Annotated in this window: 23 protein-coding genes and 1 other annotated feature; of the genes, 4 read left to right on the top strand and 19 right to left on the bottom strand. The window is 40.0% G+C overall.

Annotated elements, in window-relative coordinates; translation table 11 throughout:
* Positions 1–68: 68 nt before the first annotated feature.
* The 10 genes from cls to ACQKFO_RS17920 all read right to left on the bottom strand — a co-directional run bounded on the left by cls (position 69) and on the right by ACQKFO_RS17920 (position 11,463).
* Positions 69–1,574: a cardiolipin synthase gene (gene cls / locus ACQKFO_RS17965; RefSeq protein ID WP_427600214.1), complete on the bottom strand. Its 1,506-nt coding sequence runs from the start codon at positions 1,572–1,574 to the stop codon at positions 69–71.
* A 75-nt stretch (positions 1,575–1,649) separates the two neighbouring features.
* Positions 1,650–2,321 (bottom strand): adaptor protein MecA, encoded by a 672-nt coding sequence (mecA, locus tag ACQKFO_RS17960; protein WP_427600213.1) that lies wholly within the window; start codon positions 2,319–2,321, stop codon positions 1,650–1,652.
* Between the two features lie 360 nt (positions 2,322–2,681).
* A complete protein-coding gene (gene spxA, locus ACQKFO_RS17955) occupies positions 2,682–3,077 on the bottom strand; it encodes a transcriptional regulator SpxA (RefSeq protein WP_032089161.1) in 396 nt (131 codons plus the stop codon).
* Positions 3,078–3,376: 299 nt separating this feature from the next.
* The gene (locus ACQKFO_RS17950; protein ID WP_113969958.1) at positions 3,377–3,949 is read right to left on the bottom strand and encodes a GNAT family N-acetyltransferase; all 573 of its coding nucleotides are present in this window, start codon (positions 3,947–3,949) and stop codon (positions 3,377–3,379) included.
* Between the two features lie 273 nt (positions 3,950–4,222).
* Complete coding sequence (locus ACQKFO_RS17945) at positions 4,223–5,374, bottom strand: putative glycoside hydrolase (protein ID WP_427600303.1); 1,152 nt, start codon at positions 5,372–5,374, stop codon at positions 4,223–4,225.
* A 284-nt stretch (positions 5,375–5,658) separates the two neighbouring features.
* Positions 5,659–6,594, bottom strand: a complete 936-nt coding sequence (locus tag ACQKFO_RS17940; RefSeq protein ID WP_427600212.1) for an ABC transporter ATP-binding protein — start codon at positions 6,592–6,594, stop codon at positions 5,659–5,661.
* Positions 6,594–7,664 carry an ABC transporter ATP-binding protein gene (locus ACQKFO_RS17935; protein WP_427600211.1) on the bottom strand — a complete coding sequence of 357 codons (1,071 nt, stop codon included), beginning with the start codon at positions 7,662–7,664 and terminating at the stop codon, positions 6,594–6,596. Before ACQKFO_RS17935 ends, ACQKFO_RS17940 begins: the two co-directional genes overlap by 1 nt.
* 19 nt (positions 7,665–7,683) lie before the next feature.
* Positions 7,684–8,709 (bottom strand): oligopeptide ABC transporter permease, encoded by a 1,026-nt coding sequence (opp3C, locus tag ACQKFO_RS17930; RefSeq protein ID WP_299740259.1) that lies wholly within the window; start codon positions 8,707–8,709, stop codon positions 7,684–7,686.
* Complete coding sequence (gene opp3b / locus ACQKFO_RS17925; protein WP_427600210.1) at positions 8,709–9,638, bottom strand: oligopeptide ABC transporter permease; 930 nt, start codon at positions 9,636–9,638, stop codon at positions 8,709–8,711. The genes opp3C and opp3b overlap by 1 nt, the downstream gene beginning before the upstream one ends.
* Positions 9,639–9,807: 169 nt before the next feature.
* The gene (locus ACQKFO_RS17920) at positions 9,808–11,463 is read right to left on the bottom strand and encodes a peptide ABC transporter substrate-binding protein (RefSeq protein WP_427600209.1); all 1,656 of its coding nucleotides are present in this window, start codon (positions 11,461–11,463) and stop codon (positions 9,808–9,810) included.
* A gap of 507 nt (positions 11,464–11,970) precedes the next feature.
* Between ACQKFO_RS17920 and ACQKFO_RS17915 the strand changes: the two genes are divergently transcribed.
* Together ACQKFO_RS17915 and trpS are read left to right on the top strand one after the other, a co-directional pair.
* On the top strand, positions 11,971–12,354 hold the full coding sequence (locus tag ACQKFO_RS17915; RefSeq protein ID WP_427600208.1) for a DUF3899 domain-containing protein: 384 nt from the start codon (positions 11,971–11,973) through the stop codon (positions 12,352–12,354).
* Positions 12,355–12,398: 44 nt separating this feature from the next.
* Positions 12,399–12,631 (top strand) — a binding site (T-box leader).
* A gap of 50 nt (positions 12,632–12,681) precedes the next feature.
* Positions 12,682–13,680 (top strand): tryptophan--tRNA ligase, encoded by a 999-nt coding sequence (gene trpS, locus ACQKFO_RS17910; RefSeq protein WP_427600207.1) that lies wholly within the window; start codon positions 12,682–12,684, stop codon positions 13,678–13,680.
* Positions 13,681–13,801: 121 nt separating this feature from the next.
* On the opposite strand, the gene ACQKFO_RS17905 is transcribed toward trpS, so the two are convergent.
* The 4 genes from ACQKFO_RS17905 to ACQKFO_RS17890 all read right to left on the bottom strand — a co-directional run bounded on the left by ACQKFO_RS17905 (position 13,802) and on the right by ACQKFO_RS17890 (position 18,100).
* Positions 13,802–14,551: a YjbA family protein gene (locus ACQKFO_RS17905; RefSeq protein WP_427600206.1), complete on the bottom strand. Its 750-nt coding sequence runs from the start codon at positions 14,549–14,551 to the stop codon at positions 13,802–13,804.
* Between the two features lie 460 nt (positions 14,552–15,011).
* Positions 15,012–15,779 (bottom strand): DUF2268 domain-containing protein, encoded by a 768-nt coding sequence (locus tag ACQKFO_RS17900; RefSeq protein WP_427600205.1) that lies wholly within the window; start codon positions 15,777–15,779, stop codon positions 15,012–15,014.
* Positions 15,780–15,878: 99 nt separating this feature from the next.
* Positions 15,879–17,123, bottom strand: coding sequence for a beta-ketoacyl-ACP synthase II (gene fabF, locus ACQKFO_RS17895; protein WP_427600204.1), 1,245 nt, complete (start codon positions 17,121–17,123; stop codon positions 15,879–15,881).
* A gap of 44 nt (positions 17,124–17,167) precedes the next feature.
* Positions 17,168–18,100: a beta-ketoacyl-ACP synthase III gene (locus ACQKFO_RS17890; protein ID WP_427600203.1), complete on the bottom strand. Its 933-nt coding sequence runs from the start codon at positions 18,098–18,100 to the stop codon at positions 17,168–17,170.
* Between the two features lie 201 nt (positions 18,101–18,301).
* On the opposite strand from ACQKFO_RS17890, the gene ACQKFO_RS17885 reads away from it, so the two are divergent.
* Positions 18,302–18,517 (top strand): hypothetical protein, encoded by a 216-nt coding sequence (locus ACQKFO_RS17885; RefSeq protein WP_148993388.1) that lies wholly within the window; start codon positions 18,302–18,304, stop codon positions 18,515–18,517.
* Positions 18,518–18,563: 46 nt separating this feature from the next.
* Here ACQKFO_RS17885 and ACQKFO_RS17880 read toward each other — a convergent pair whose 3' ends face one another.
* The 4 genes from ACQKFO_RS17880 to ACQKFO_RS17865 form a co-directional block, all read right to left on the bottom strand.
* Positions 18,564–18,752, bottom strand: coding sequence for a ComZ family protein (locus ACQKFO_RS17880; protein ID WP_427600202.1), 189 nt, complete (start codon positions 18,750–18,752; stop codon positions 18,564–18,566).
* The gene (locus ACQKFO_RS17875; RefSeq protein WP_427600201.1) at positions 18,749–19,717 is read right to left on the bottom strand and encodes a BMP family ABC transporter substrate-binding protein; all 969 of its coding nucleotides are present in this window, start codon (positions 19,715–19,717) and stop codon (positions 18,749–18,751) included. Before ACQKFO_RS17875 ends, ACQKFO_RS17880 begins: the two co-directional genes overlap by 4 nt.
* Positions 19,718–19,831: 114 nt before the next feature.
* Positions 19,832–20,548, bottom strand: a complete 717-nt coding sequence (locus ACQKFO_RS17870) for a hypothetical protein (protein WP_427600200.1) — start codon at positions 20,546–20,548, stop codon at positions 19,832–19,834.
* A 22-nt stretch (positions 20,549–20,570) separates the two neighbouring features.
* Entirely contained in the window at positions 20,571–21,314 is a 744-nt protein-coding gene (locus tag ACQKFO_RS17865; protein WP_427600199.1) for a hydrolase, read from the bottom strand.
* A 271-nt stretch (positions 21,315–21,585) separates the two neighbouring features.
* Between ACQKFO_RS17865 and ACQKFO_RS17860 the strand changes: the two genes are divergently transcribed.
* Entirely contained in the window at positions 21,586–21,768 is a 183-nt protein-coding gene (locus ACQKFO_RS17860; protein WP_148968450.1) for a DUF2929 family protein, read from the top strand.
* Positions 21,769–21,796: 28 nt separating this feature from the next.
* Here the strand turns inward: ACQKFO_RS17860 and clpB are convergent, their stop codons facing one another.
* Complete coding sequence (gene clpB, locus ACQKFO_RS17855; RefSeq protein ID WP_427600198.1) at positions 21,797–24,397, bottom strand: ATP-dependent chaperone ClpB; 2,601 nt, start codon at positions 24,395–24,397, stop codon at positions 21,797–21,799.
* Positions 24,398–24,524 lie beyond the last annotated feature (127 nt).

The following is a 24,524-nucleotide window of genomic DNA, read 5'->3' as shown; positions in this document are numbered from 1 at the left end:
TTCGCCAAAAATCGTGAAAATCCTTCAAAAAAAAACCTTCAAGCAAAATATCACTTGAAGGCTTCTTCTTATAATAGAGGTGACATTAAACGTGAAGTGGATTCCAATAACCGGTAGCCAAAATGTCTCTTTTGAAACTCTTCCAGCTGCAGTTCTTCCGCATCCTCTAAGTCATGTAAATATTCCTTCACAAGAGAGTCGGTACTTTCAGTTTTATATAGAAATGCATTGACTTCAAAGTTTAAGTGAAAACTTCTCATATCCATATTTGATGTCCCTATCGATGCCATTTCTTCATCGACAATGACAATCTTACTATGCATAAAGCCCTTTTGATACTCAAAGATTCGGGCCCCTGCTTCGAGAAGATCGGGGAAATAAGATCGTGAAGCGTGAAATACAATTCGTTTATCAGGCTTATGGGGAACCAGTAGCCTTACATCCACTCCACTTAAAGCAGCAATTTTAAGTGCTGAGAAAATATCTTCATCCGGTATGAAATATGGTGATGCAACCCATACGCTTTTTCTTGCCGAAGTGATCATCGAGAAGAATATATTCTTCAAAACGCTCAACTCATTGTCAGGTCCCCCTGCAATCATTTGAACCCCACCATCGTTTGAATTTTCCAATGGATCAGGGCTTAAATACCCTGGAGTCAAGAAATCGTCATTCGTCATATAATACCAATCTTGAAGAAAGATGAGCTGCAGTGTACGAACTGCTTCCCCCCTTACAAATAGGTGGGTATCCCTCCAGAAGCCAAAATGTGGGTTTTTCCCTAAATACTCATCGCCAATATTAAGTCCCCCAACAAATCCAATACTTCCATCAATAACGATGATCTTGCGATGATTTCTGAAGTTGAACTTATTATTTAGAACAGGAATTTTAACGGGACCAAACGGAACCACTTCAATCCCTGCATCTTTTAATTCAGCAATATAATCCTTTGATAATTGCCAGGCTCCAACTGCGTCATAAAGAAAGCGAATTTTCACACCATTATTAGCTCGTTCAATAAGGATATCTTTAATCTGATTTCCAATCTCATCATGACGGACAATGTAATATTCCATATGAATGTGATGCTTGGCAGTTTTTAACCATCGCAGGATTTCACCGAATGTCTCATTACCATTGGTTAGAAGCTTCGTTTCACTGGAAAAAGAAATGGCACTGTTTCCTATTCTCTGAGCAAGCTGAAAGTGCTTTTCCTGAAACAATTCGAACATTTCAGCGTTCATTTCCTTAGGGCCAGGCTCAAATTTATTGTAGGTCTCCTTGTCCAATATGTACTTCTTCTTATACATTTTCTCTTTCCGGTAGTTCCGCCCAAACAATAAGTAGAAGATAAAACCAAGGAATGGAAAAGCACCTAAAACAACTAACCATGTTAAGGTTTGAGTGGGATGACGATTCTCAAAGAAGATAAGAAATCCTATCACAATTACAGAGAAAGTAAAAACCAGGCTAATATATTTGACCATACCCGAAAGGTACTGATCAAAATAAAAAATATAACTTAACACAAGAACAGCAATAAATAAGAGGAGTCTCACTGTATTTTTCATACCTCTAACACCTTCCACTGGCTTAATGAGCTAAACAAAAAAAATACCGATTTCTAAATGAAACCGGTATGATCCTTAAGAAAAGTGTTCACTTAATGTCCCAAACACATGTTCATTAATGACTACTTTTCCATACTCTTCTAGGCGATGAACGGTCATTCGTGACTCATCCGCATATTCAAGTAGTATACTTAACATATTGTCGATATCTTCTTCCGAGAAGTGCTCTTCTGAAAATTTAACGTAAATAAAATATCTATTTTCGAATGAAAGCAGCTTTGTTTCCAAATGATCTAAAGGCATGTCTTTCATCCGATGGGATAAAGAAATAGCATCTTCAAAATCATTGAACTTCAAAGTGAAATCCAGTGCCACTTCTGCTTCTCCATCTTGCTCCTGCTTGATTTGGAAATGCTGATCCAGAAGCTCCTCTATCCGTTCATCTACAGGAAGTTCCTTGAGTTTATCCTCTGGAATAGGCAACTCAAAACGCTGACCATCCTTTGAAACCTGAGCTCTTGTAACCAGTACTTCAAGCCCTTTATCTAACGCCTGAACTTGAATCCATAGCGGTCCTTCAATTCCGAAGTCTTCTTCTTGATGAACTTCATCCATCATTTCCCAGAAGAGTTCTTCACTTCTTTCACGATTATACCAGATCTCCTCGCGGTCAAAGCCGCGATCTTCTATATCTCCGTAAGATATATAGAACTTGACCGTATTTTCATTAATGCGTTCGATTTCCAATTAACACCTCTCCCTTCTTGCATGATGTTGGTGAAGGGACTACACCCTCTGAGCAATTTTGCTCGATTGCTGGTGAAGATAGAAGATACATTTAGGTTAGTTTGTACCTTGTACTTCTATTTTATGATATAAACACTGAAAATGGAATAAAAATAACACCCATTTTTTTCTTCACAAATCCCACTATTTAACGTGTTTTTGACATTCTAGCGAATATTTGCAGAAAATTCAAGTGTTAATACTTATACTAATAAAAAAAGGGGTTGACCCGAAAGGATACGCAACGTACCTTAAAGGGTCAGCCCCTTTTTCCTTATATATTCTCAAACATTGATAATATGATGAGAATGTAAGAATCCTTTAGTTTACCATTCTTTGAGCTTCAAGAAGTTGGAACGTACGGACCTTTCTAGGTAGGAATCGTCTGATTTCGTCTTCATTGTATCCTACCTGAAGACGTTTCTCATCCAAGATGATCGGACGTCTTAAAAGACCAGGATTTTTCTGAATAAGCTCGAACAGTTCTTGAAGTGGTAAAGTTTCTAAATCTACATTAAGCTTTTGGAATGTCTTAGAGCGGGTTGAAATAATTTCATCCGTTCCGTCCTCAGTCATACGCAGGATTTCCTTTATTTCATCAATGCTTAATGGCTCAGAAAATACGTTACGCTCTGTATATGGAATCTCATGCTCTTCTAACCAAGCTTTTGCCTTACGACAAGATGTACAACTAGGTGAAGTGAATAATGTAACCACGAATCATTCACACTCCCTTAAGGAATTTTTTATATAGAGTATTTCATTTTAAACATCGCTGTTAATTAAAATAAGTTTAAATAAGAAATCTCTATTATGTATTATACATGAATTACTGTCCCTTGAACATAGTTTTAACCAATTTGTCAAATTTCCTATACATAGGTTTAACATACGCTATATTATCTCTTTCTACTAAGGGTTTACCCGGTTCAAAAAGAGCATAAACATAATATAGAACATTTTCATTTTTTCATTTAGAAAACCTTATTGCGAATAGACAATAAGGTTATTTTGGTTTAGAGATTTTTCAGTACATCTCCATCACGGTCTTTGTCTTTCTTCAAGACTTCTTCAACCGGCTGGTAAGACGCACCATAAAACTTCTTATCATTATAAGTGTGGATTAATTCGTATGTTTTCTTCATAGAATTGAAAATCAGATCTTCTGATTCGTTATTTGGAGCCCAATAAAGGATTTCCATTTCATTGATTTCATTTGTAGCGAGAGATCGACGTGCATATCCGATACTGACAGCATGTTCAAACCCTTCACGCTTGTAGAACTTTAAGCGCTTTTCAGTGTCAGTGTCATCATAATCAACTGGCTCTACTTCTAAAATAATCGCTTTGTTCTTTTCTTTTAACTTCTCGAGCAGCTTATGACCTAATCCTTGTCCGCGGGCATCCTTTGAGACGAAAAGATAATCGATAAAGATAAAATCGTCAAGTTCGGCATACATAAGTACGTGGTATTGCCCCTCATCTTTATGATAGATGTCGCTTCTTTCTTTGAGTAATGACTCAAGGTGTTCTTTTGATTTCATTTCCTCTACCGGGAAATACTGATTTAACTTTTCATACCAATGCATGGATCTACTCCTTTAAAAGAATTTTGGGTGACATTGACTAACGGGATACAATTATTTTTCTCAGAAAAAAAATGTTTATGTTAGATGTTAGTCTCATCCGTGGGATAATAAATACGGAATCACAGGCTTGATGTACCTATGAAGAGGGTAAAGTGGTTGAAAGCGGTTAATCTTACCAATACTTTAATGATAACAATGTTTGAGTATTTTTTCAAATCGAAAAGCCCCATTAAGAAAAGACCGGCCTGGATTTCCCCAGGCCGGTCTTGTCGATCAAGGTGTATAATCTACACCTTCTGTATATGTGTTACCGGCATCCCATAAAAGGAATTCTTTAATGCCTTGATCATTCAATGCTTTAATTTGCGCTTCAACTTCTGCTTTTCCGTAAGCTTTATAGTTTCCACTTCCTAACCAGGAAGCAGTGAAATCCTGTAACCATGGCCTTGAAATAGGCGGATTTTCTAATTCTGCTAACTTAGAATTTTCAAGCTTGGCATATTCAGAAACCAATTCATAAGGTTGTAGATCGGGCTTTGCAATTCCAAAGTATGGAGTCCAGTGACTTGGATAAATCATGGATGAAATCACATCGACGTTTTCAGATATCTTTGAAAAGTTCTGTCCAATCCCAGGTGCCTCTGGAAGCGTCGCTGTATAACCAAATATGTCCACAGAAACCTTGACTCCATATGGCTCAAGTTTCCCATGTGCGTACTCTACAAAGTCTGTAACGGCCTGCACACGTTTTTGTACATTATTTGAGTCTTGCTCCGCATATTCACCACCGTTGTATTGCAGTTCATCATCACGTTTTTCAAAGCCTTCAGGGAATCGGACATAGTCAAACTGGATTTCCTGGAATCCCATTTTGGCGGCTTCGATTGCAATTCCCACATTATAATCCCACACTTCTTTCAGGAACGGGTTCACAAAGGATTCACCTCTGCCATTTTTCCATACCTGACTTCCATCTTTAAAGGAAAGCTCAGGTTTCTCATTCGCCAAGACCGTATCTTTAAATACCACAATTCTTGCGATCGGATAAATCTGTTTTTCTTCAAGTTTCTTTAAAATCGCTTTAGGATCTTTAATATAAGGCTGACCTACTTTAGCGTATGGAGAAGATTCATCGGGTTCGTATGTAACATATCCGTGATCATCTTTAATATCAATGACCATGGCATTCAGATCCGTATCGTCCATTAGTTTCGTTAAGCTTTCAAATCTCGCACCACCAGCAGAGTGACCTGTAACATAAACCCCTCTGACTGCATCGGGATATTCAAATTTAAAGCCGGAATCATAGGCAAATCTTGGGGCGGGACTTGCTATTTCTTTCTTGCTTAAAGAAAGACTCCTCTTCTCGTGGGCACCCGTCCCTTCTCCTTCAGCACTCACTGTTTGGAACGGCAATACGCACATTGTGACTAAACATAAGGATGTCGCTACCTTACTCCATTTCAAAATAAACCTCTCCTCTATTAAATAAGCTATCTAGTAAAATATGTAACACCTTATACTATTCTAACAAGGAAATAACTTGAAAGAAAAGGGGTATTACTCCTAATCTGTCGAAATTTCCAAGGAAATTAAATATCTTCATTATATAGTATGATTTTCATATTGAAAAAGAATAAGAAAGACATTTATGAAGAACACTTCAATAAAAAAAGCTCCCCTCATTAAAGGGAGCTTTTTGTATGATGTTAGCTCTTGTACTGAGCTTTATACTGCGCAAACTCTTTCTCCGAGCAATACACGAAATGTCCAGGTGACACTTCACGCATTTCAAGATTATCATCCTCTGTATAATTGTGAACAGAAGGATTATATTCTTTTCTTCTGCGTGTGCGCTCATACTCTGGATCCGGTAACGGAATCGCTGATAATAGAGATTGCGTATATGGATGTAACGGGTTCTTGTAAAGGGCATCACTTGGTGCCAACTCTACTAACTTACCAAAATACATCACCCCGATGCGATCACTGATGTATTTTACCATGGAAAGATCATGGGCGATAAATAAGTACGTCAACCCTTTCTCTTTCTGAAGCTCTTGCATAAGATTTACTACCTGAGCCTGAATCGAAACGTCAAGAGCCGAAATGGGCTCATCGGCAATGATGAAGTCCGGATCTACTGCCAAGGCACGGGCAATCCCGATACGCTGTCTTTGACCACCTGAGAATTCATGTGGATAACGTCCGGCATGTTCTTTATTCAAACCAACTGTTTCAAGCAGGTCATGAACCCTCTTTAAGCGTTCTTCTTTGGAAGAAGCCAATCCATGAATGTCGATACCTTCAGCAATGATATCCGCAACCTTCATACGCGGATTCAAGCTTGCGTATGGATCCTGGAAGATCATTTGCATTTTACGGTTGAATTTCTTTAATTGTGAACGTGACTTTTTACCATGAACGTCCTCACCGTTAAAGAGAACCTGGCCGTCTGTAGCATCATACAAACGAATGATCGTTCTACCAGTCGTTGATTTACCGCAGCCTGATTCTCCAACCAGACCAAGGGTTTCCCCTTTATATATATCAAAGCTGATATCATCGACAGCTTTAACCATATTCGGTTTTCCCGGGTTGAAATACTGTTTTAAATTCTTAATTTCCAATAATTTTTCTGCCATTATGAACGAACCCCCTCAACAAGTACCGGCTCTTTATAATTAGAAGGCATTTGTCTGTGTCTTAATTTCACGATTTCAGGCGGCTCTACTTTTGGAGCACTAGGGTGCAATAACCAGGACTTCACATAATGAGTATCTGAAACCTGATAGTATGGCGGCTCTTGTTCAAAATCCACTTTCAATGCATACTCACTGCGAAGAGCGAACGCATCCCCTTTAGGTGGATTCAATAAATCCGGTGGAGTCCCAGGAATGGCAACCAGCTCCTGCTCACCTTCTGTTTCTGTTGTCGGCATGGAGCCGATTAGTCCCCACGTATATGGGTGGCGTGGATCGTAGAAAATTTCATCCACTGTCCCTGTTTCAACAATTTGTCCACCATACATTACGGCGACACGATCAGCGACGTTCGCAACAACTCCAAGATCGTGAGTGATGAAAATGATGGATGTGTCTATTTTAGTTTGTAAATCTTTCATCAACTCAAGGATCTGAGCCTGGATGGTAACATCCAATGCCGTCGTCGGCTCATCGGCAATCAGGATTTTCGGATTACAAGCAAGTGCAATTGCGATTACCACACGCTGACGCTGACCACCCGAGAATTGGTGAGGATATTGTTTAAAGCGTGTTTCAGGGCTAGGCAGACCAACAAGTTTAAGTAACTCAATGGCACGCTTTTTCGCGTCATTTTTACTCATATTCTGGTGCTTAACCAGTGGTTCCATGATCTGTTTACCAATTGTCATTGTAGGGTTCAGGGACGTCATCGGATCCTGGAAAATCATAGAGATATCTTTCCCACGGATTTTCTGCATATCCTTTTCCGGTAATTTCGCTAAATCTTTTCCTTCAAATAACATTTCCCCACCCTTGATGAAGCCAGGCGGATTCGGGATCAATCTCATGATCGCTTTCGTCGTTACGGATTTACCGGAACCGGATTCACCTACGATGGCTAGTGTTTCACCTTTATCTAAATGGAAATCTACACCTCGGACAGCCTGAACTTCTCCTCCATGCGTATTGAAGGAGACGTGTAGATCTTTCACTTCTAAAATTTTTGACATATTCATAATCTCCCTTCCATTACTTACGCATTTTCGGATCTAGTGCATCGCGCAGACCATCGGCCATTAAGTTAAAGCTTAAAATGACTAATGAGATGACAGCTGATGGCACTAGCATCATATGCGGAAATGACTGGATTGATTTGTACCCATCATTAACCAATGATCCCAGTGATGCTCTTGGTGGAGCAATCCCCAATCCGATAAAGCTTAAGAATGCTTCTGTGTAAATCGCAGCAGGCACTGTGAACATTGTGGTAATGATAACAGGTCCCATTACGTTTGGAAGTAGGTGTTTAAAGATCAAACGGTTGCTCGTAGCCCCAAGTGTACGTGAAGCAAGAACAAATTCCTGATTCTTTAACTGTAATACTTGACCACGAACGATACGGGCCATACCGGTCCAACCGGTTATCACCATGGCCATGGTGATGGAGAATATACCCGGCTCGAATATCAATATAAATAGGATAACCACAATTAAGTTTGGAATCCCTACAAGAATTTCAATAATACGCTGCATGACATCGTCGACTTTTCCACCGTAATAGGCAGAAATCCCACCATATGAAATACCAATGATAAAATCGATGATCGCTGCAAGAATACCAATATAAAGTGAAATACGGGTACCGTTCCATGTTCGAGTCCATAGGTCACGGCCTAAATCATCTGTACCGAACCAATAGTTTTCTTTAACTTGTCTTGCTTCATAAACATCAAATCCGTCAGCATCTTTTCCGTCAAATGGTAACCAACTAATCCCTGAAAGCGCTTCAATTTTTGGTGGCAGCTTTGCATGCCGAATATTTTGATCGCTAAATTTATACTCGTTCATCATTGGACCAAAAGCGGCAAAGAAGAAAATGATTGCCGTGATAATGATACCAGCAATTGCCCCTTTGTTCTTACGTAAACGGATCCATGAATCCTGCCAGAAATTTAGGCTCGGACGCGAAATTTTCTCTGACTCGTCTTCCCTAGCCTTTTGAGGTTGGAAGAGGTCTGGACTAAGTTGATCTAATTTCTTTTTGTTTGCTTCCATTATTTCTTCCCTCCAGCTAAGCGAATACGCGGGTCAATGATTCCGTAAAGAATATCCACCAAAAAGATTACACCAATGAATAAAGCACTAAAGAAGAGGGTAATCCCCATTATAACCGTGTAATCATTTGTGTTAATAGATAAAACGAATTGTTCCCCTAAACCAGGGACAGCAAAAATACGTTCAACAACAAGAGATCCTGTCATTACACCAACTGTCATTGGGCCTAAAATCGTTACAATAGGAATCAATGCATTTCTAACAGCATGCTTTACAACAGTTGCCGTTTTAGAAATTCCTTTTGCCTTTGCTAGTAAAATATAATCGGAATTTAGTATTTCCAGCATTTCAGTACGCATGAAACGTGCAATGGTTGCTACTACGAATACTGTCAGTGCTAAAGTTGGAAGGATCGTGTGTTTGTATTCACCCCATAGTGCAACCGGCAGCCATTCAAGTTTAACCCCAACATAATATTGTAGAAGTCCTGCGAATACGAAGGAAGGAATCGATATACCGAGTACAGCAAGGAATGTTGAACCGTAATCTAACCATGTGTTATGTTTGATTGCTGCAATAATTCCAATAAGTAGCCCTAAGAATGTGCCTAATACCATAGCTTGGAATCCAAGAAGTGCGGAAGGACCAATACGATCTCCAACAATCTGTGTAACAGGACGATTATCGTATTGGAAGGACAACCCCAAATCCCCTTTTGCCAACCCAACCATATAGTTCACATATTGTTCTGGCAGTGGGTCATTCAGACCGTATTTATCCAGGATGATTTGTTGTTGTTCCGGAGTCAGCCTTTCTGTGTTTTGTAGTGGAGATCCAGGTAGGAGCTTCATCAGAAAGAAAGTGGCGGTTGCAATGATAAGCAAAGTGATGATCATATAGACGATACGTTGAATTGTATATCTGACCATTCTTTAGCCCCCCTTTTTTATCTTTTTTTTTACACTTTTTATTATATCTATTATCGACAAATATTCAATATATTTTTACTTTTTTGATAATTTTCGACATTCACTGGAAAAGGAGAGCGTATGCTTGCGCATACACTCTCCTCTGAAGGTTTGTTCATCGAGCTAAAGATTACTCAATGTAAGCCCATTTGTATGATGCATCTGCACCAAATGAGTGACGTAACAGACCTTTAACATATGGACGCTCTAGGAAAGCAGTTCCACGTTGGTACATCGGGCTGATCGCTTGATCTTCGAAAAGGATCTTTTCAGCGTCAACCATTGCTTGCCAGCGAGCTTCCGGATCATCAAGAAGTTCACCTTTAGCTTGTTCGATTAACTTGTCATACTCTGGGTTAGAGTAACCCATTTGGTTATGTGCACCATCAGTCACGAACATGTCAACAAATGTCATCGGATCTGGATAGTCAGGACCCCATCCGGCGAATGAAGCGTCATAATCACCTTTAGATTCTAACTCAAGCTTTTGCTTGAATGGTTGTGCTTTGATTGAAACAGTTAGACCTTCTAAGTTTTGCTCAAGTTGTTCTTTTAAGAACTCACCGATTTTCTTAGAGCTGTCAGAGTCATAGTTTAGTAGTTCTAGTTCAATAGTATCTTTACCTAACTCTTCTTTCGCTTTAGCCCAATGCTCTGCAGCTTTATCAGGGTCGAAGCCACCGAAATCACCTACAGCTTCACGATACTCAGTACCATCTGGACCAGTAACGAAATCTTTTGGAACTAGGAAGTTCGCAGGAATAGAACCATTGTTTAGAAGAACGTCAACCATACCTTTTTTGTCATAAGCTGCATCAAATGCTTTACGTGCATTTACATTTGCAAGCACTTCATTCTTTTGGTTTAAACGAAGGAAGAATACCGCAGTATCAGCCTTTGTTTTGAAGTTTTCATCTGATTTGTATTTGTCAACAAATTCAGCTGAAAGACCAGCGATATCCGCTTTTTCTGTTTCGTATAAGTTAACTCCAGTAGCAGTATCCTTAACGATGTTAAAGTTTACTTCTTTTAACTTAACAGTTTCTGCATCCCAGTAACTGTCGTTCTTAGTTAATTTGAAGCTTTGTTCATGCTTCCACTCAGAAAGTGTGAATGGACCATTGTAAACTGCAGTGTCAGCTTCAAGACCGAATTTATCGCCTTTTTCTTCAACAAACTTTTGGTTTTGAGGATAGAAAGTTGCGAAAGAAAGTAAAGCTTTGAAATATGGAACAGCTGTTTCAAGCTGAACTTCTAATGTTTTCTCATCAACCGCTTTAACACCTAATTCTTCAACTGGAACTTCACCAGCATTTACTTTTGCAGCGTTTTTGATATCGTACATGATGTACGCATACTCTGCACCAGTGTCAGGGTTTAAAGCTTTTTGCCAAGCGTAAACGAAGTCGTTCGCAGTAACTGTATCTCCGTTTGACCATTTCGCATCACGAATTTTGAACGTGTATGTTTTACCATCTTCACTGATTTGTGGTTCTTCTGCAGCCATACCTAGTACAGCTTCATCATTTTCACCTAAACGGTAAAGACCTTCAAATACGTTGTTCATGACTTTGAATGAAACAGAGTCAGTTGCTAGAGTAGAGTCCATTGATGGGATCTCAGAACTCTCAAGTAAGTTAAGTACCTGTTCTTTCTTTTCAGCAGACTCGCCGCCTTCGCCAGATGCTCCTTCATTGCCCTCAGTTTTCTTGTCGCCGCCACAAGCAGCTAAGAAAGTACTTAGAGCCAGAAGAAGAACTAGCAAGAATGAAAACTTTTTCTTCATCTTGAAATTGACCTCCTCGTAAATCTCATATTTATTTATCTTCTAATTTTCAGAAGATTTGTTACTTATTATACATGATAGAGAAATTATTGCAATATGAATTTAACAGTTTTTTTGCAAAATTATCAGATTAGTAGGTATATTGACGTTAAAACGTTGGTATCAAAGGATTTCAGTTAAACATTTTAGAGAGTTTGTCCCATTACAATTGTTACAAATGTAAATTCTCTGGCATTAAAAGTAATGTTATTATTGGTGTTTAGTTTCAGATAAAGAGGTTTATACCGGTTATAAATATTAATATACAAGACTAAATATAAAAAATAGAATACATACTTTATTCTATTCATATTTTTATTAATATTGCTGAAGTTTCAAGCGTTTACACTTTACGCGGATTTATGTTCTCCCTGACCATACAGCTCATGATGGTTGAATATATATGAATGATTGAATTCTCTTAATGGCTTCATGTATACTTTTGATAAAAACATTTTAAGGAGAACTATGAAACGAATAAATTTTTTCTACATACTTACACTGCTGTTTTTCATCATTAGCATCGTCTCTTCTATATTTCAGGGAAAAAGCATGCTTCTCTCTATTATAGATAGCTTGTTTATTATCGGAATAACCTATGTTGCCGCAGGTTCCCTCTTGTATATATTCCAAAAAGGATTCTTCAATGGCATCGTGTATGCCCTTAAGAGATTCCGAAACAGTACTAAGCAGGGAAAGTACATTTCCCAGTTTGACGATCTGGACGAGACTAAAGAAGCCCATGAGGAATACGCAGTCAAGCGATCATTTTCCATAACCAAATCCGTTCTTATAGTCGGCTCCATCACCCTGCTTCTTTCTATTGCTTTGTCCTATCTGTTGTACACTTGAATTACACTTTTATTTTTCATATAATAAGGATATAAAATAGAGAATAGTAAGCGTAGATGAAGAGTAGTACTTTTCTATATGATTTATAGAGAGCTTGTGGCTGGTGAAAACAAGTATTCATTGGAAAGGGAATGGACTTTTGAGCTTTATTTGTGAATTATAGTAGCATATAACGGATTAACCTCACGTTAAAGGGGTTCCATGCCCGTCATGGACTAAGCTGACTCTTCTGAGTACTTAGGGTGGCACCGCGGAAATCATCCCATTCGTCCCTATCTTCAATAGGACGGGTGGGTTTTTATTTTGTGTAAAACAGGAGGAACTAAAATGAAAACAATCTTTAGCGGCATTCAACCGAGTGGTACGATTACGCTTGGGAATTACATCGGGGCCATGAAGCAGTTCACTGAGCTGCAGGAAGAATATAATTGTTATTTCTGTGTAGTGGATCAACATGCAATCACGGTAGCGCAGGATAAAATGGAGCTTCGCAAAAACATCCGCAGTCTTGCTGCACTCTACATTGCATGCGGTATCGACCCTGAGAAGTCAACATTATTCATTCAATCAGAGGTTCCGGCTCATGCACAAGCAGGATGGATTCTGCAATGTGTGACGTATATTGGTGAACTCGAACGAATGACCCAATTCAAAGATAAATCACATGGGAAAGAAGCCGTTTCGGCAGGTTTGTTGACTTATCCACCATTAATGGCAGCCGATATTCTTCTGTATGGAACTGATTTGGTCCCTGTAGGAGAAGATCAGAAACAGCATTTGGAGTTAACGAGAAATCTTGCAGAGCGCTTTAATAATAAATACAACAACATCTTTACGGTTCCTGAAGTCCGGATTCCTAAAGTGGGCGCCCGAGTCATGTCCCTTCAGGATCCTTTGAAGAAAATGAGTAAGTCCGATGTTAACCAGAAATCATTTATTACACTCCTCGATGATCCGAAACAGATTGAAAAGAAAATCAAAAGTGCTGTAACGGATTCAGAAGGTGTCGTTAAATACGATAAAGAAAACAAACCGGGAGTATCAAATCTTCTTTCCATCTATTCGATTCTTGAAGGCAGTTCAATAGAAGAACTTGAACAAAAGTATGAAGGCAAAGGCTATGGAGACTTTAAAGGTGACTTAGCTCAAGTGGTCGTCAATGCCATTAAGCCCGTGCAGGACCGCTACTATGAATTAATTGATTCTGAAGAGCTGGATGATATCCTCGATCGCGGGGCAGAGAAAGCTGATTTTGCAGCAAACAAAATGCTGAAGAAGATGGAAAAGGCCATGGGACTCGGGCGTAAAGAGAGGAAGAAAAAATAGAATTGTAGCTCAGAGCTTGCCGTATGGGGCTCTGGGCTTTTTTAATGGGACCGGTCATCATCCCCTCCCCCACAAACAAAAAACCCCAAGTCCATCACAGACTTGAGGTTTCATCCACCTATTAATTTACCTTAGGACGATTCTCCACTTCCCACAGTTTTTCAAAGAAGGGTTGTCCCTTGATTAAGTTTTCGCATAGGGTCAGATGCTTGTCCGACCAGCCAAACTGCGTTTCTTCGTATAACATTTGCCAAATTTCCTCAAAGTCCAATTCCTGGATGGTCCGGTATCGCTGTGGAGCCCATTCGGTGTACCAGTAGCGGATTTCAGCCGTGTTGTTCGAGCTGTGAAGCTGATCAAGCGCCATAAATAATAATTGCTTCAACTGTCTTTCTTTTCTTGTCAGCCCACTCATCATATAAGGGCTTGGTGAGAGAATGTGATAGGAATCCTCTCTTTTAGCCTCATGCTGGATGGCATATTGCATCGTTTCATGGCTTTCCACCATTTCATAGACGAGCTGTTCCTGTCTTGGGATCAGCCTGCTTTTTCTGATTGGAACAGTATACCCAATCGTATCCACTGCAAGTATTCCTGTCCCATCTGTGACAATGAAGCAATAATCCAGTTGAATTCGTTCATGGTTTTTTCGCAAGTAAGCTTTTTGATAGACATTATTAAGCAGTTGTTGAGGTAACTCTGATAAATCATTCTCGATGTAATGAAATAGAACAGTGTCCACTTTAATGAGAGGAACTTGATCCAATAACTCAATAACGTCCTCTTTTCTCCATTCGTGAAAATGACAGACATTGTAGCCATTTTCTTCGCCTTCGAACCAATTTACCCATACATCATGAAGATATAACATGATTGACCCCTCGCTTTGCTACAATCTTATTTGTCAATCAGTATAGGCAAATCGGTGTAAATTTATTCCTATTCAAAAAGGGTTTTATAGATAGTGATTATTTTTCCTTCGGGGGATATAGATCGAGAGCGTGATGATGAGTATCCCTAAGAGAAATAAATAGCATTCGACTCGGGTGGATACGAAAAGAATATAGTCTGAAAAAGTCATTCCGGTGGTGAGAAGATTTAAATAAATAATTAAACTCACTCCTCCTGAAACAGCTAGTCCAAACCCGATAAACAATAAAAACATTCGAAACACCATACCTTCCGCCTCTATCCTCGCATTTAGAGATTTAGCTCGTCCATTCTTACTATAGTTTATGAGGGTAAATGGAAGATATGACGAAATTAGGCTCCTATTTTCATCACCTGCCTGCTATGCAGAAAAATACCTGACTGATTCGCCCCCCATTCTCCTATGGCAAAAAGGTTGATGATGCTTTCCCTATTAGGGCTAGGGTTGTTGCATCCTTCTTCTTTAAATAATTTTCAACCAGGTAATAACCTGCAGCATAACCCAGCATGTTAGGATACGATTTCTTACCAAGAAGTAAGTGATCGTGAAGGGGACTGCTTCTTCTTACATCCAAATTAGGCTGTATCCATTTCTCGTAATAACGTGACATTTCTTTCTCTTCGTATGCCTTTGTCCAGGAAGCTGAGTATTTTTCTCCACAGTACTCTTTAACGGCATGTTCTGCCAGTCCTTCAAAAATGATGGAATCCAATAAGGTATATTGTGTGTCTTTTTTGTTTAGTAATTTCATTCTGACACAGTGATGGTATTCATGCACAAAGAGAGCTTCGTACTCTTTGGGATCTTCCTGTTCTGTTATAAAAAAGAATATCTCGTCTTTAAAGCATACACCTGACTTTTTCATTGACGATTGGAACATACCTCTCTTTTCCTGGACGGGAAATAAGTAAATCGGAACATTAGGGCCATTCCATTTCCGTTTATACTTTTTTTCATAAAGGGAAAAGCGTTCCCATATGTTATGTTCTTTCATCTTTTCGTAAATATCTTCGGCATGATGTGATGATTTGTACATTCCATGCCTCATAAGGTATTGATAAAACGATTTTTGATCGTCTTTTCCGTTTATTGTATTCTTTAAAAGCTCTAAAGGCTTATGAATGGACTCCACCAGCCATTCATCAGTAGGAGCAACGGTCACCTTCATCCCTCTTTCCTGGCTTTTTATCATGTATATGTAAAGGAAAGAGAGTTCACAACAAAAAACGAGCCTGCTAACGTGTTAGCAGACTCGTTCTCACTCATGTTAATTATTATATTTTTTAAAGACGATCGTGGCATTATGGCCACCGAAACCTAATGAGTTACTCATCGCCACATTCACATCCTGTTTTCTTGCTTCGTTCGCTACATAATCAAGATCACAATCCGGATCTGGTGTTTCTATATTGATTGTTGGAGGTAATACGCTGTCTTTCATCGCGAGTACTGTGAAAATCGCTTCCACTCCCCCTGCTGCCCCCAGAAGGTGACCTGTCATGGATTTCGTTGAGCTCATGGCTAATTTATAGGCATGTTCCCCAAATACTTCTTTCACTGCCATCGTTTCGTATTTGTCATTGTAAGGGGTGCTTGTTCCATGAGCATTGATGTAATCCATTTGCTCAGGAAGGATTCCACCGTCTTCCAATGCCATTTTCATGGCTCTTGCCCCGCCTTCTCCAGCCGGTGCAGGAGCCGTGATATGATACGCATCTCCCGTACAACCATAGCCTACGATTTCAGCATAAATCGGTGCCCCGCGTTTCAGCGCATGCTCAAGCTCTTCCAGAACAACGACCCCTGCTCCTTCTCCCATGACAAATCCGTCACGGTTTGCATCGAATGGTCTTGAAGCTTTTTCAGGATCGGTATTCGTCGATAGAGCTGTGTTTGCACAGAAGCCCGCTACTGACATCTTTGTAATCGGTGCTTCTGCCCCACCGGAAACCATGACATCTGCGTCTCCGCGCTGGATGACTTTAAATGCATCTCCAATCGAATTTGTCCCTGTCGCACATGCAGTCACTGTACAAGAGTTAAAGCCCTTTGCTCCCAGCATGATGGAAACTTGTCCAGCAGCCATGTCAGGAATGATCATTGGAACGAAGAATGGACTTACTCTGCGATATCCCCGCTTTTGAAAGGTTTCATATTGCTGTTCGAACGTTTCCATTCCACCGATACCCGAACCGATCCACACGCCGACACGGTGAGCGATTTCGTCTGTAATGTCGAGCTTGGAATCTTTGACAGCCATTAACGATGCTGCAATCGCATAATGAGTGAAGCGATCCATTTTTCTCGCTTCTTTTCTCTCGACACCGAAATCCTCGATATTAAAATCTTTCAATTCTGCTGCCACTTTGGCTGGATAATCATCTGAATTTAAGCGCGTTAACGGACCTACACCCGTTTTCCCTGCTAAAATATTTGCCCACGTTGATTCAACATCATTCCCTAACGGGGTAACACTTCCCAATCCTGTTACTACTACACGTTTCTTGTTCATTTATTCCATCTCCTTTGTCTGCAAGTTATAGAAGAGAGTTCTATTTATTTGCCCCAGCGCATGATAATGGCGCCCCAGGTTAAACCGCCGCCGAATCCTACCATGACGACTACATCGTTTTCTTTCACTCTTCCCGCTTCCAAATCTTCCACTAAAGAAACAGGGATAGAAGCTGCTGAAGTATTCCCGTATTTATTTACAGTTTTAGACATCTTCTCAATCGGCAATTCCAATCGTTGTCTTGCCGCTTCCATAATACGGATATTGGCTTGGTGAGGAATTAAGAAATCAACATCTTCTTTCTTCAAACCTGCTTTTTCAATGACATTCACACTCGATTCGCCCATTTGACGAACAGCAAATTTAAAAACCTCGCGTCCATTCATGATGATGTTTTCTTCCTGGTACAAATGCTTTGCACCCGATCCGTCTGCGCCTAATTCAAAGGCAAGTATTCCCTTATCATCCGGCACCGGCCCAAGTACCGCTGCACCTGCTGCGTCCCCGAACAGAACAGCCGTATTCCGGTCATCCCAATCTGTGACTTTAGATAACTTTTCAACTCCTACAACGAGTACATGCTTATACGCACCATTGTCGATAAACTGCTTTGCCGTAATCATACCATACATAAATCCGGCACATGCAGCACTTACATCCATGGCCGCCGCTCTCTTTGCTCCTAATCTATCTTGAAGTAAGCAAGCTACAGATGGAAATGGCTGGTCAGGTGTCACCGTGGCCACAAGGATCAGATCAATTTCCTCTGCTGTAATATCTGCATCAGCAATGGCCGATTTTGCTGCTTCAAACGCCATGTCTGATGTGTCTGTTTCATTATCTGCTATTCTTCGTTCTTCGATGCCTGTTCTTGTACGAATCCATTCGTCAGATGTATCCACCATTTTCTCAAGATCTGCATTGGTTACGATTTTCTCAGGAAGGTAACGCCCAATTCCAATAATTCCTGTATTCATACCGGCATTCCCTACTTTCTTATTTTATATTTTTTCTTTTATACTTAAGTTTATTATCAATTGTTATGACTTGGTACTAATTTTATCGAAGATTTCTACTTTCTGCAATTATTTTTTCTTTTCCCCTTCTTCTACGCGTTTGACTATACTCGTACAACCCTCCTTTTCATAGGTTACATAGTAAGTGGAGGGGGTGAGAATATGTCTGAAGAAAAGAAGCTGCATCCATTTGATAGGATGATGTACGGAGGAAGGACCCGTAAAAAAGAAGAGGCTCCTTCTCAGGAGAAGCGTGAAGGCAGCAATGAAGAAGGATCATTACTCGATGGAATTCATTCCATGATGAATTCCATCGATGACTTAAAACCACTCTATAAGAAAATCAGTCCATTATTAAAGCAATGGAATATAAAATAAAAAAAACGGTTCATTGAAAAATTCAATGAACCATTTTACTGTACACTTACTCTTTATGTAAGGCATCCTGTTTGCCTAATTCATAGGCTTCACTCATGACTTGTGTAAATAGCGTCATGAATGGTTGCAGCATTTCGGGAGTGAAGTCAACACCCGCTTGATCCAGTTGCTCTTTTGCTTGTGGGAAGTACTTCATGGCAATCTGCATGAATTCCATCGTTTTGTCTTGATTCATTGCTTCGTTTCCTTTCCATTCGGCAATTTGCCTGTTTCGATGTAGGTTTGAACATGTTGCTTTATCTCAGCTTTAAAATCTTCAGGAATGACGGGACTAAATTTACCCATGGAAATGACTCCGTCCTCAAAATCAAATTTGAGGTTACCAGAATCGAGTTCGTCTTTCGCAAATCTTTCCGCAACTATACTATACAGCTTATCTGCATGCTGCACAGTACTAGTTAAAACCGTCGATTCCCCTAAATCAGATTGATCCGAGACATAGCCAATGGCATAGAGACCCTTTTCCTTCAGCTTTTCTATTACAGCTACATTATAGCCGTCACCTGCAGGATATACAACATCGACACGTTGATTCATTAATCCCTCCAACTTTTCGAAGGCGATATCTTGATCATTCCAGTGATTGGTGTACTCGACAATGAGCTCTGTTTCACTATTTTGGTATTTCACTCCATCTATAAACCCTTGAACCTCGGGCTGCCATTCAAATGCAGCAATCACCCCGACTTTATTCGTTTTGGATTGATAGGCTGCTGTCATGCCTCCGAAGAAGCCCATTGCATAGCCCTTAAATTGTAGGCTTGTTGTATTATCCTCTGTTGCATTCCCATTAAAGCTTACAAAATGCATGTTGGGATAATCACCGGACAGGGTGTTAAATATCCCGGCATATTCACTTCCGTGGCCAAACACTAAGGTAACTTCATCATCACTATACTCTTTTACCGCTTGTTTAATTGATGTATCATTTCTTATACTCTCTTTATAGAAAACGTCTGCATTGTAATCGGATTGAATCTTCAATAATCCCTTGTAACCTTTTGTTCCCCATACCCCATCGCTTACAGTTTCCGGTACCAGTAAACCAACTTTTTCTATTTCAGCGCTGTCTCCTGCTGAACAACCACTTATTCCAATAAGAAATACAATCATGAAAATGGTGTAAAATTTCTTACTCATATGCAGCAACTCCTTTAAAGCCCGTGCAGCATCTATAATAAAGAATCAATAGAAAATTATTACATCATATTTATTTTACCCTCATCCCTATCCACAAGGAAAGAAAAAGTTTTCTTATTCCTGAATTTCATGCAAATGAATGCCCCTTAATTGTTCTTTGATGACAGATTCATGAGATTTGGACGGCTTGACAATAAGTTCTTTTCCATTTTGTTCAGCATCCCTTCTGACGGGAGAAAAAGACTTCTTTGTTACGTACGATAATGCTTCATTCCAGCTTTGATTCGAGAGTGCTTTCAACTTAAATATTCCTTCTGTATTGGATGAATGCTTTATTATAGATCGGGCAGCGTCCTTTACATAAATCGCTCCACTGGGGTCATCAATGTATGGAAAGTCTCCATCTTCTCCATTTAAAAGTTGAGCGAAAAGAAATTCTGTAGGCTGGTGAATTCCGTACAGAGTTGGAAGGAAGAATACGGTTCCTTCTTGGCATTTTTGATCTCTGTCCAGATTGGAATAGATTCGAATGATTGAGAGGGGTTGTTCAATTTTTGACAACAGCCCTTCTACTTCTGACAAATAACTTACTTTATTCTCTCTTCTCTGATCATAGTATGGAAGGAACACCCTGCATCCTGATTGAATTTCCTTATCCCAGTCTTCATAAGGAACATATTGAATGTTTGAGTTCCTTCCAATTCCTAACCACTTATCCTCTGTTTCTTTGGATTCATCCACTGCCGTTACGGTCCATCCATTTTCAAGAAGGGCATCACAAAGCTCAAATCCCAAATACTGTTGTGCGGCAAAAACGAATGCATGATTCAAGTCAATCACTCCAATGTGTTTGTTATAACTCTTTCTCATGTAAAGAAAAGTATGAGGCAAACTTCCTACCCAGAGAAGCACGTTTTTCAGGAAGTACAAAGAATAAATCCGTTGACGTACCTTTTTCTAAACGCTCCGTATATATATCTTTTATGAGAGTGAATTGATTTTTATAACGATTAAGAGTCGTTGATTGAACAATGTAAAGGGGAATCGAGATGTTTTTAAATACTTCGTAGTTCTTCGATTGTTGACTGATGAAGGATTCGCACTCTTCCTCTTTCAATCGAAACGTGTGTGCGAGTTCTTTTATTACCTTTTTATAAAAGAATTTCTGTTCCTTCTCTTGTTCCAGGTGATCATATAAAGACACGCAAGGCGCAAGCATAACTGCACTTCTAATGTCCTGCTCCATTTTTGGATAGAGGTTTTTCAATACCAAGGCCCCCATTCCTTCGGCCAATATATGAATCTTTCCATTAATGATTTCATTTCGTTTTACATGCTGATAAAGTCGTTTGGCTAACTGCACGGCTTGATTGCTACCCCAATTCGCTCCGTAAAGATTACTATAATACACAATGTATCCTTTGGCGGTCAGTTCTTGAATCCACTTATAACGTGCCTCATGTTGAACCCAAAAGCTGCTCTTATCATCTACATAGTGATGGGAATCTCCTATTACCATTACAGCGAATCCATTTGGGCGTTCAGGATAATGAATCATGCACCACTCTTGCTCTAATTGAAACAATCGCTGATACATTAGAATTTCTCCTTTTACATAGTAAGTCATTATAGTTTATGTAAGGAGACAACATTGGTAAGGGAGATAGCCCAAAGAAACTTTGATATTTGCAAATTTAGTTAAATAACAGAGTATTGCTAAAGGTTTTCACAGGTATATGATAAGGTTTACATTTCACAGATTAGTCATTTATTAATTCATGAACCTGTGGTAAGATAAAAAAGATTGAAATTGGTTAGAACACTCTAATAATCTATTAGTTGATTACATAGGAATGAGGTGACTTGACGTGAGATTTTTCTGGATGTTTTTCTGGGCATTTGCTCTGACTGAAATGTTAACTTACGTTGTAAGTTCAATGAATGGAACTGCTTTTCACTTTGAAACAGGATTGATTATATCGGTTTGTGTAACGGTATTAGTATTCCTTATCACGCTTGTTATACCAAACGAGCCAGTCGAAAAGCATTAAAAAAAGCAGCCAAATCCGGCTGCTTTTTTTATTTACTCTTAATGATCGATAAACCATTCTCCCCACTGTCGATGGTGATGGTTTCATTTGACCCGATATTTCCAGCTATCAGTTCTCTTGCCAGTTTGGTTTCGATTTCTCTCTGCAAGTACCTTTTTAATGGGCGTGCACCATAAACTGGATCAAAAGCTTCCTGTGCTATAAATTCTCTTGCACTTTCCGTTAATGACAATGAGATATGCTGATCTTCCACTCGGTTTTGCAAGTCTACTACCAGTTTATCGATGATTCCTTTTATATTCTCGATACTCAATGGTTTAAAGAGAATAATGTCATCGACACGGTTAAGGAACTCCGGTCTGAAAGAGGAACGAAGCTGACCCATGACCAGGTTCTTCGTTTCTATATCAATTTCCTCTTCCCCCTTATTCCGTTCTAGAAGATGAGAAGATCCGATATTAGAGGTCATAATGATCACTGTGTTCTTACAATCAACGGTCCTGCCTTGAGAATCGGTTATCCTCCCATCATCGAGCATTTGCAGAAGAATATTGAATACTTCTGGATGAGCTTTCTCAATTTCATCAAGTAGGATGACCGAATACGGTTTGCGTCTGATCGCTTCTGTCAGCTGCCCCCCTTCTTCATAACCAACATAACCTGGAGGTGCACCAATCAATCGTGAAACCGCATGCTTCTCCATGTATTCAGACATATCTATCCGAATGATCTGTTCCTCACTATCAAATAGCGTATGGGCAAGTGTCTTTGCAAGTTCTGTCTTCCCTACTCCCGTTGGACCTAAGAAAATGAATGAACCAATTGGACGGTTCGGATCTTTAATACCTGCTCTTGCACGAATAACGGCGTCACTCACTAATTGAACAGCCTCATCCTGCCCGATCACCCTTTCATGGAGGATGCGATCAAGTTTTAACAGCTTCTCCCGTTCACCTTCTACAAGCTTAATGACCGGTATCCCTGTCCATCTTGCTACAATATTTGCCACTTCTTCCTCCGTCACTTCTTCACGCAGCAAGCGCCCTTCCTGCTCTTTCATCATCTCCTGTTCAACAGCGACAAGTTCTTTTTCCATAGCGGGAATCCTGCCGTGACGAAGTTCGGCAGCTTTATTCAGATCATAATCACTTTCTGCTTCTTCAAGTGAACGCCTGAGCTTCTCCAGCTCTTCCCGCTTCTCCTGTACGATCCCGATGCTTTCTTTCTCCTGCTGCCATTTTAACTTCATCGTATTCGCTTTTTCCTTCAGATTACTTAAATCTGCACGGATTCGATCCAAGCGTTCAAGACTGGCAGGATCTTTTTCCTTATTTAAAGCAGCTTCTTCAATTTCCAGCTGCATCACTTTACGCGTCACTTCATCCAGTTCAGATGGCATCGAGTCAATTTCCGTCCGGATCATCGCACATGCCTCGTCGATTAAGTCTATTGCTTTGTCCGGCAAGAAACGGTCTGATATATAGCGATCGGAAAGTTTTGAGGCTGCCACAATGGCCCTGTCATGAATATTTACTCCATGATGAATTTCAAATCGTTCCTTTAAGCCTCTTAGAATAGATATCGTGTCTTCCACATTCGGTTCCTGAACGAGCACCTGTTGAAAACGTCTTTCCAAAGCGGGATCCTTTTCGATGTACTTACGGTATTCATTGAGAGTGGTTGCACCTATGCAATGAAGTTCTCCCCTCGCAAGCATCGGCTTTAAAATATTCCCCGCATCCATCGCTCCTTCCGTTTTCCCTGCACCAACAATCGTATGGAGCTCATCAATGAACAGAAGAATGCGTCCCTCACTCTTTTTCACTTCCTGCAATACCGCCTTTAAGCGTTCCTCAAACTCACCCCTGAACTTGGCACCTGCAACTAAAGAGCTCATATCCAACTCGAAGATGGATTTATCCTTCAAGCCTTCCGGGACATCTTTTCTGACAATCCGCTGTGCAAGTCCTTCAACGATGGCCGTCTTACCGACTCCAGGCTCTCCTATGAGGACAGGATTATTTTTCGTTTTACGGGAAAGGATTCGAATCACGTGGCGGATTTCACTGTCCCTGCCTATGACTGGATCTATTCTTCCCGATTTCACTTCCGCAACAAGATCTCTTCCATACCTTTTCAAAGCCTCATATTTCACTTCAGGATTCTGTGTCGTCACCTTGCTCCCTCCTCTGATACTCACAATGATCTCCTTTAATGCTTTTTCTGTCACATTATGATTTGTTAAGTAAGTCGTAATCGGGTGGTTCTTTTGATTGAATAATCCAAGGGCAAGATGTTCGATCGAGATATAATCATCTTCCCATTCAGCCTTTAATGCATCACTATCTTGCATGAGCTGATGGATATCCCTTGCGAAAAATCGGCCATATTGCAGACCATCACCCTCAACAGAAGGAATACCGTTTAACTTGTCATCAATCCAATTCTTAAAGTCCCCTGCATCTATACCTGTACGATCATAGATGGTTCGGATAAAACTGTCTTCTGAACTGAAGAGTGATTTCCACAAATGAAAAAGGGTGATATCTGTATGTAGTCTTTCTTTTGCGGTCTCTCCCGCCAAAACCAATCCTTCTTGAATGCTGTGAGTCATATTATCAAAATTCATCGTGCTACACCTCGCATTTTGACCTTTATTGACCTTTTCATCTATTATATATCTTACAGTGGAAAAAGGAAAAGAAAAAGGAACAAGGAGTGCATCGGATAGACGTCACCATCCTTGCTAAGGTCGG

The sequence above is a fragment of the Rossellomorea sp. NPDC071047 genome (assembly GCF_050270195.1).
Classification (GTDB): Bacteria; Bacillota; Bacilli; order Bacillales; family Bacillaceae_B; genus Rossellomorea.
The sequence above is the reverse complement of the archived record's forward strand: the minus strand, read 5'-3'. Positions and strand labels throughout refer to the sequence as shown.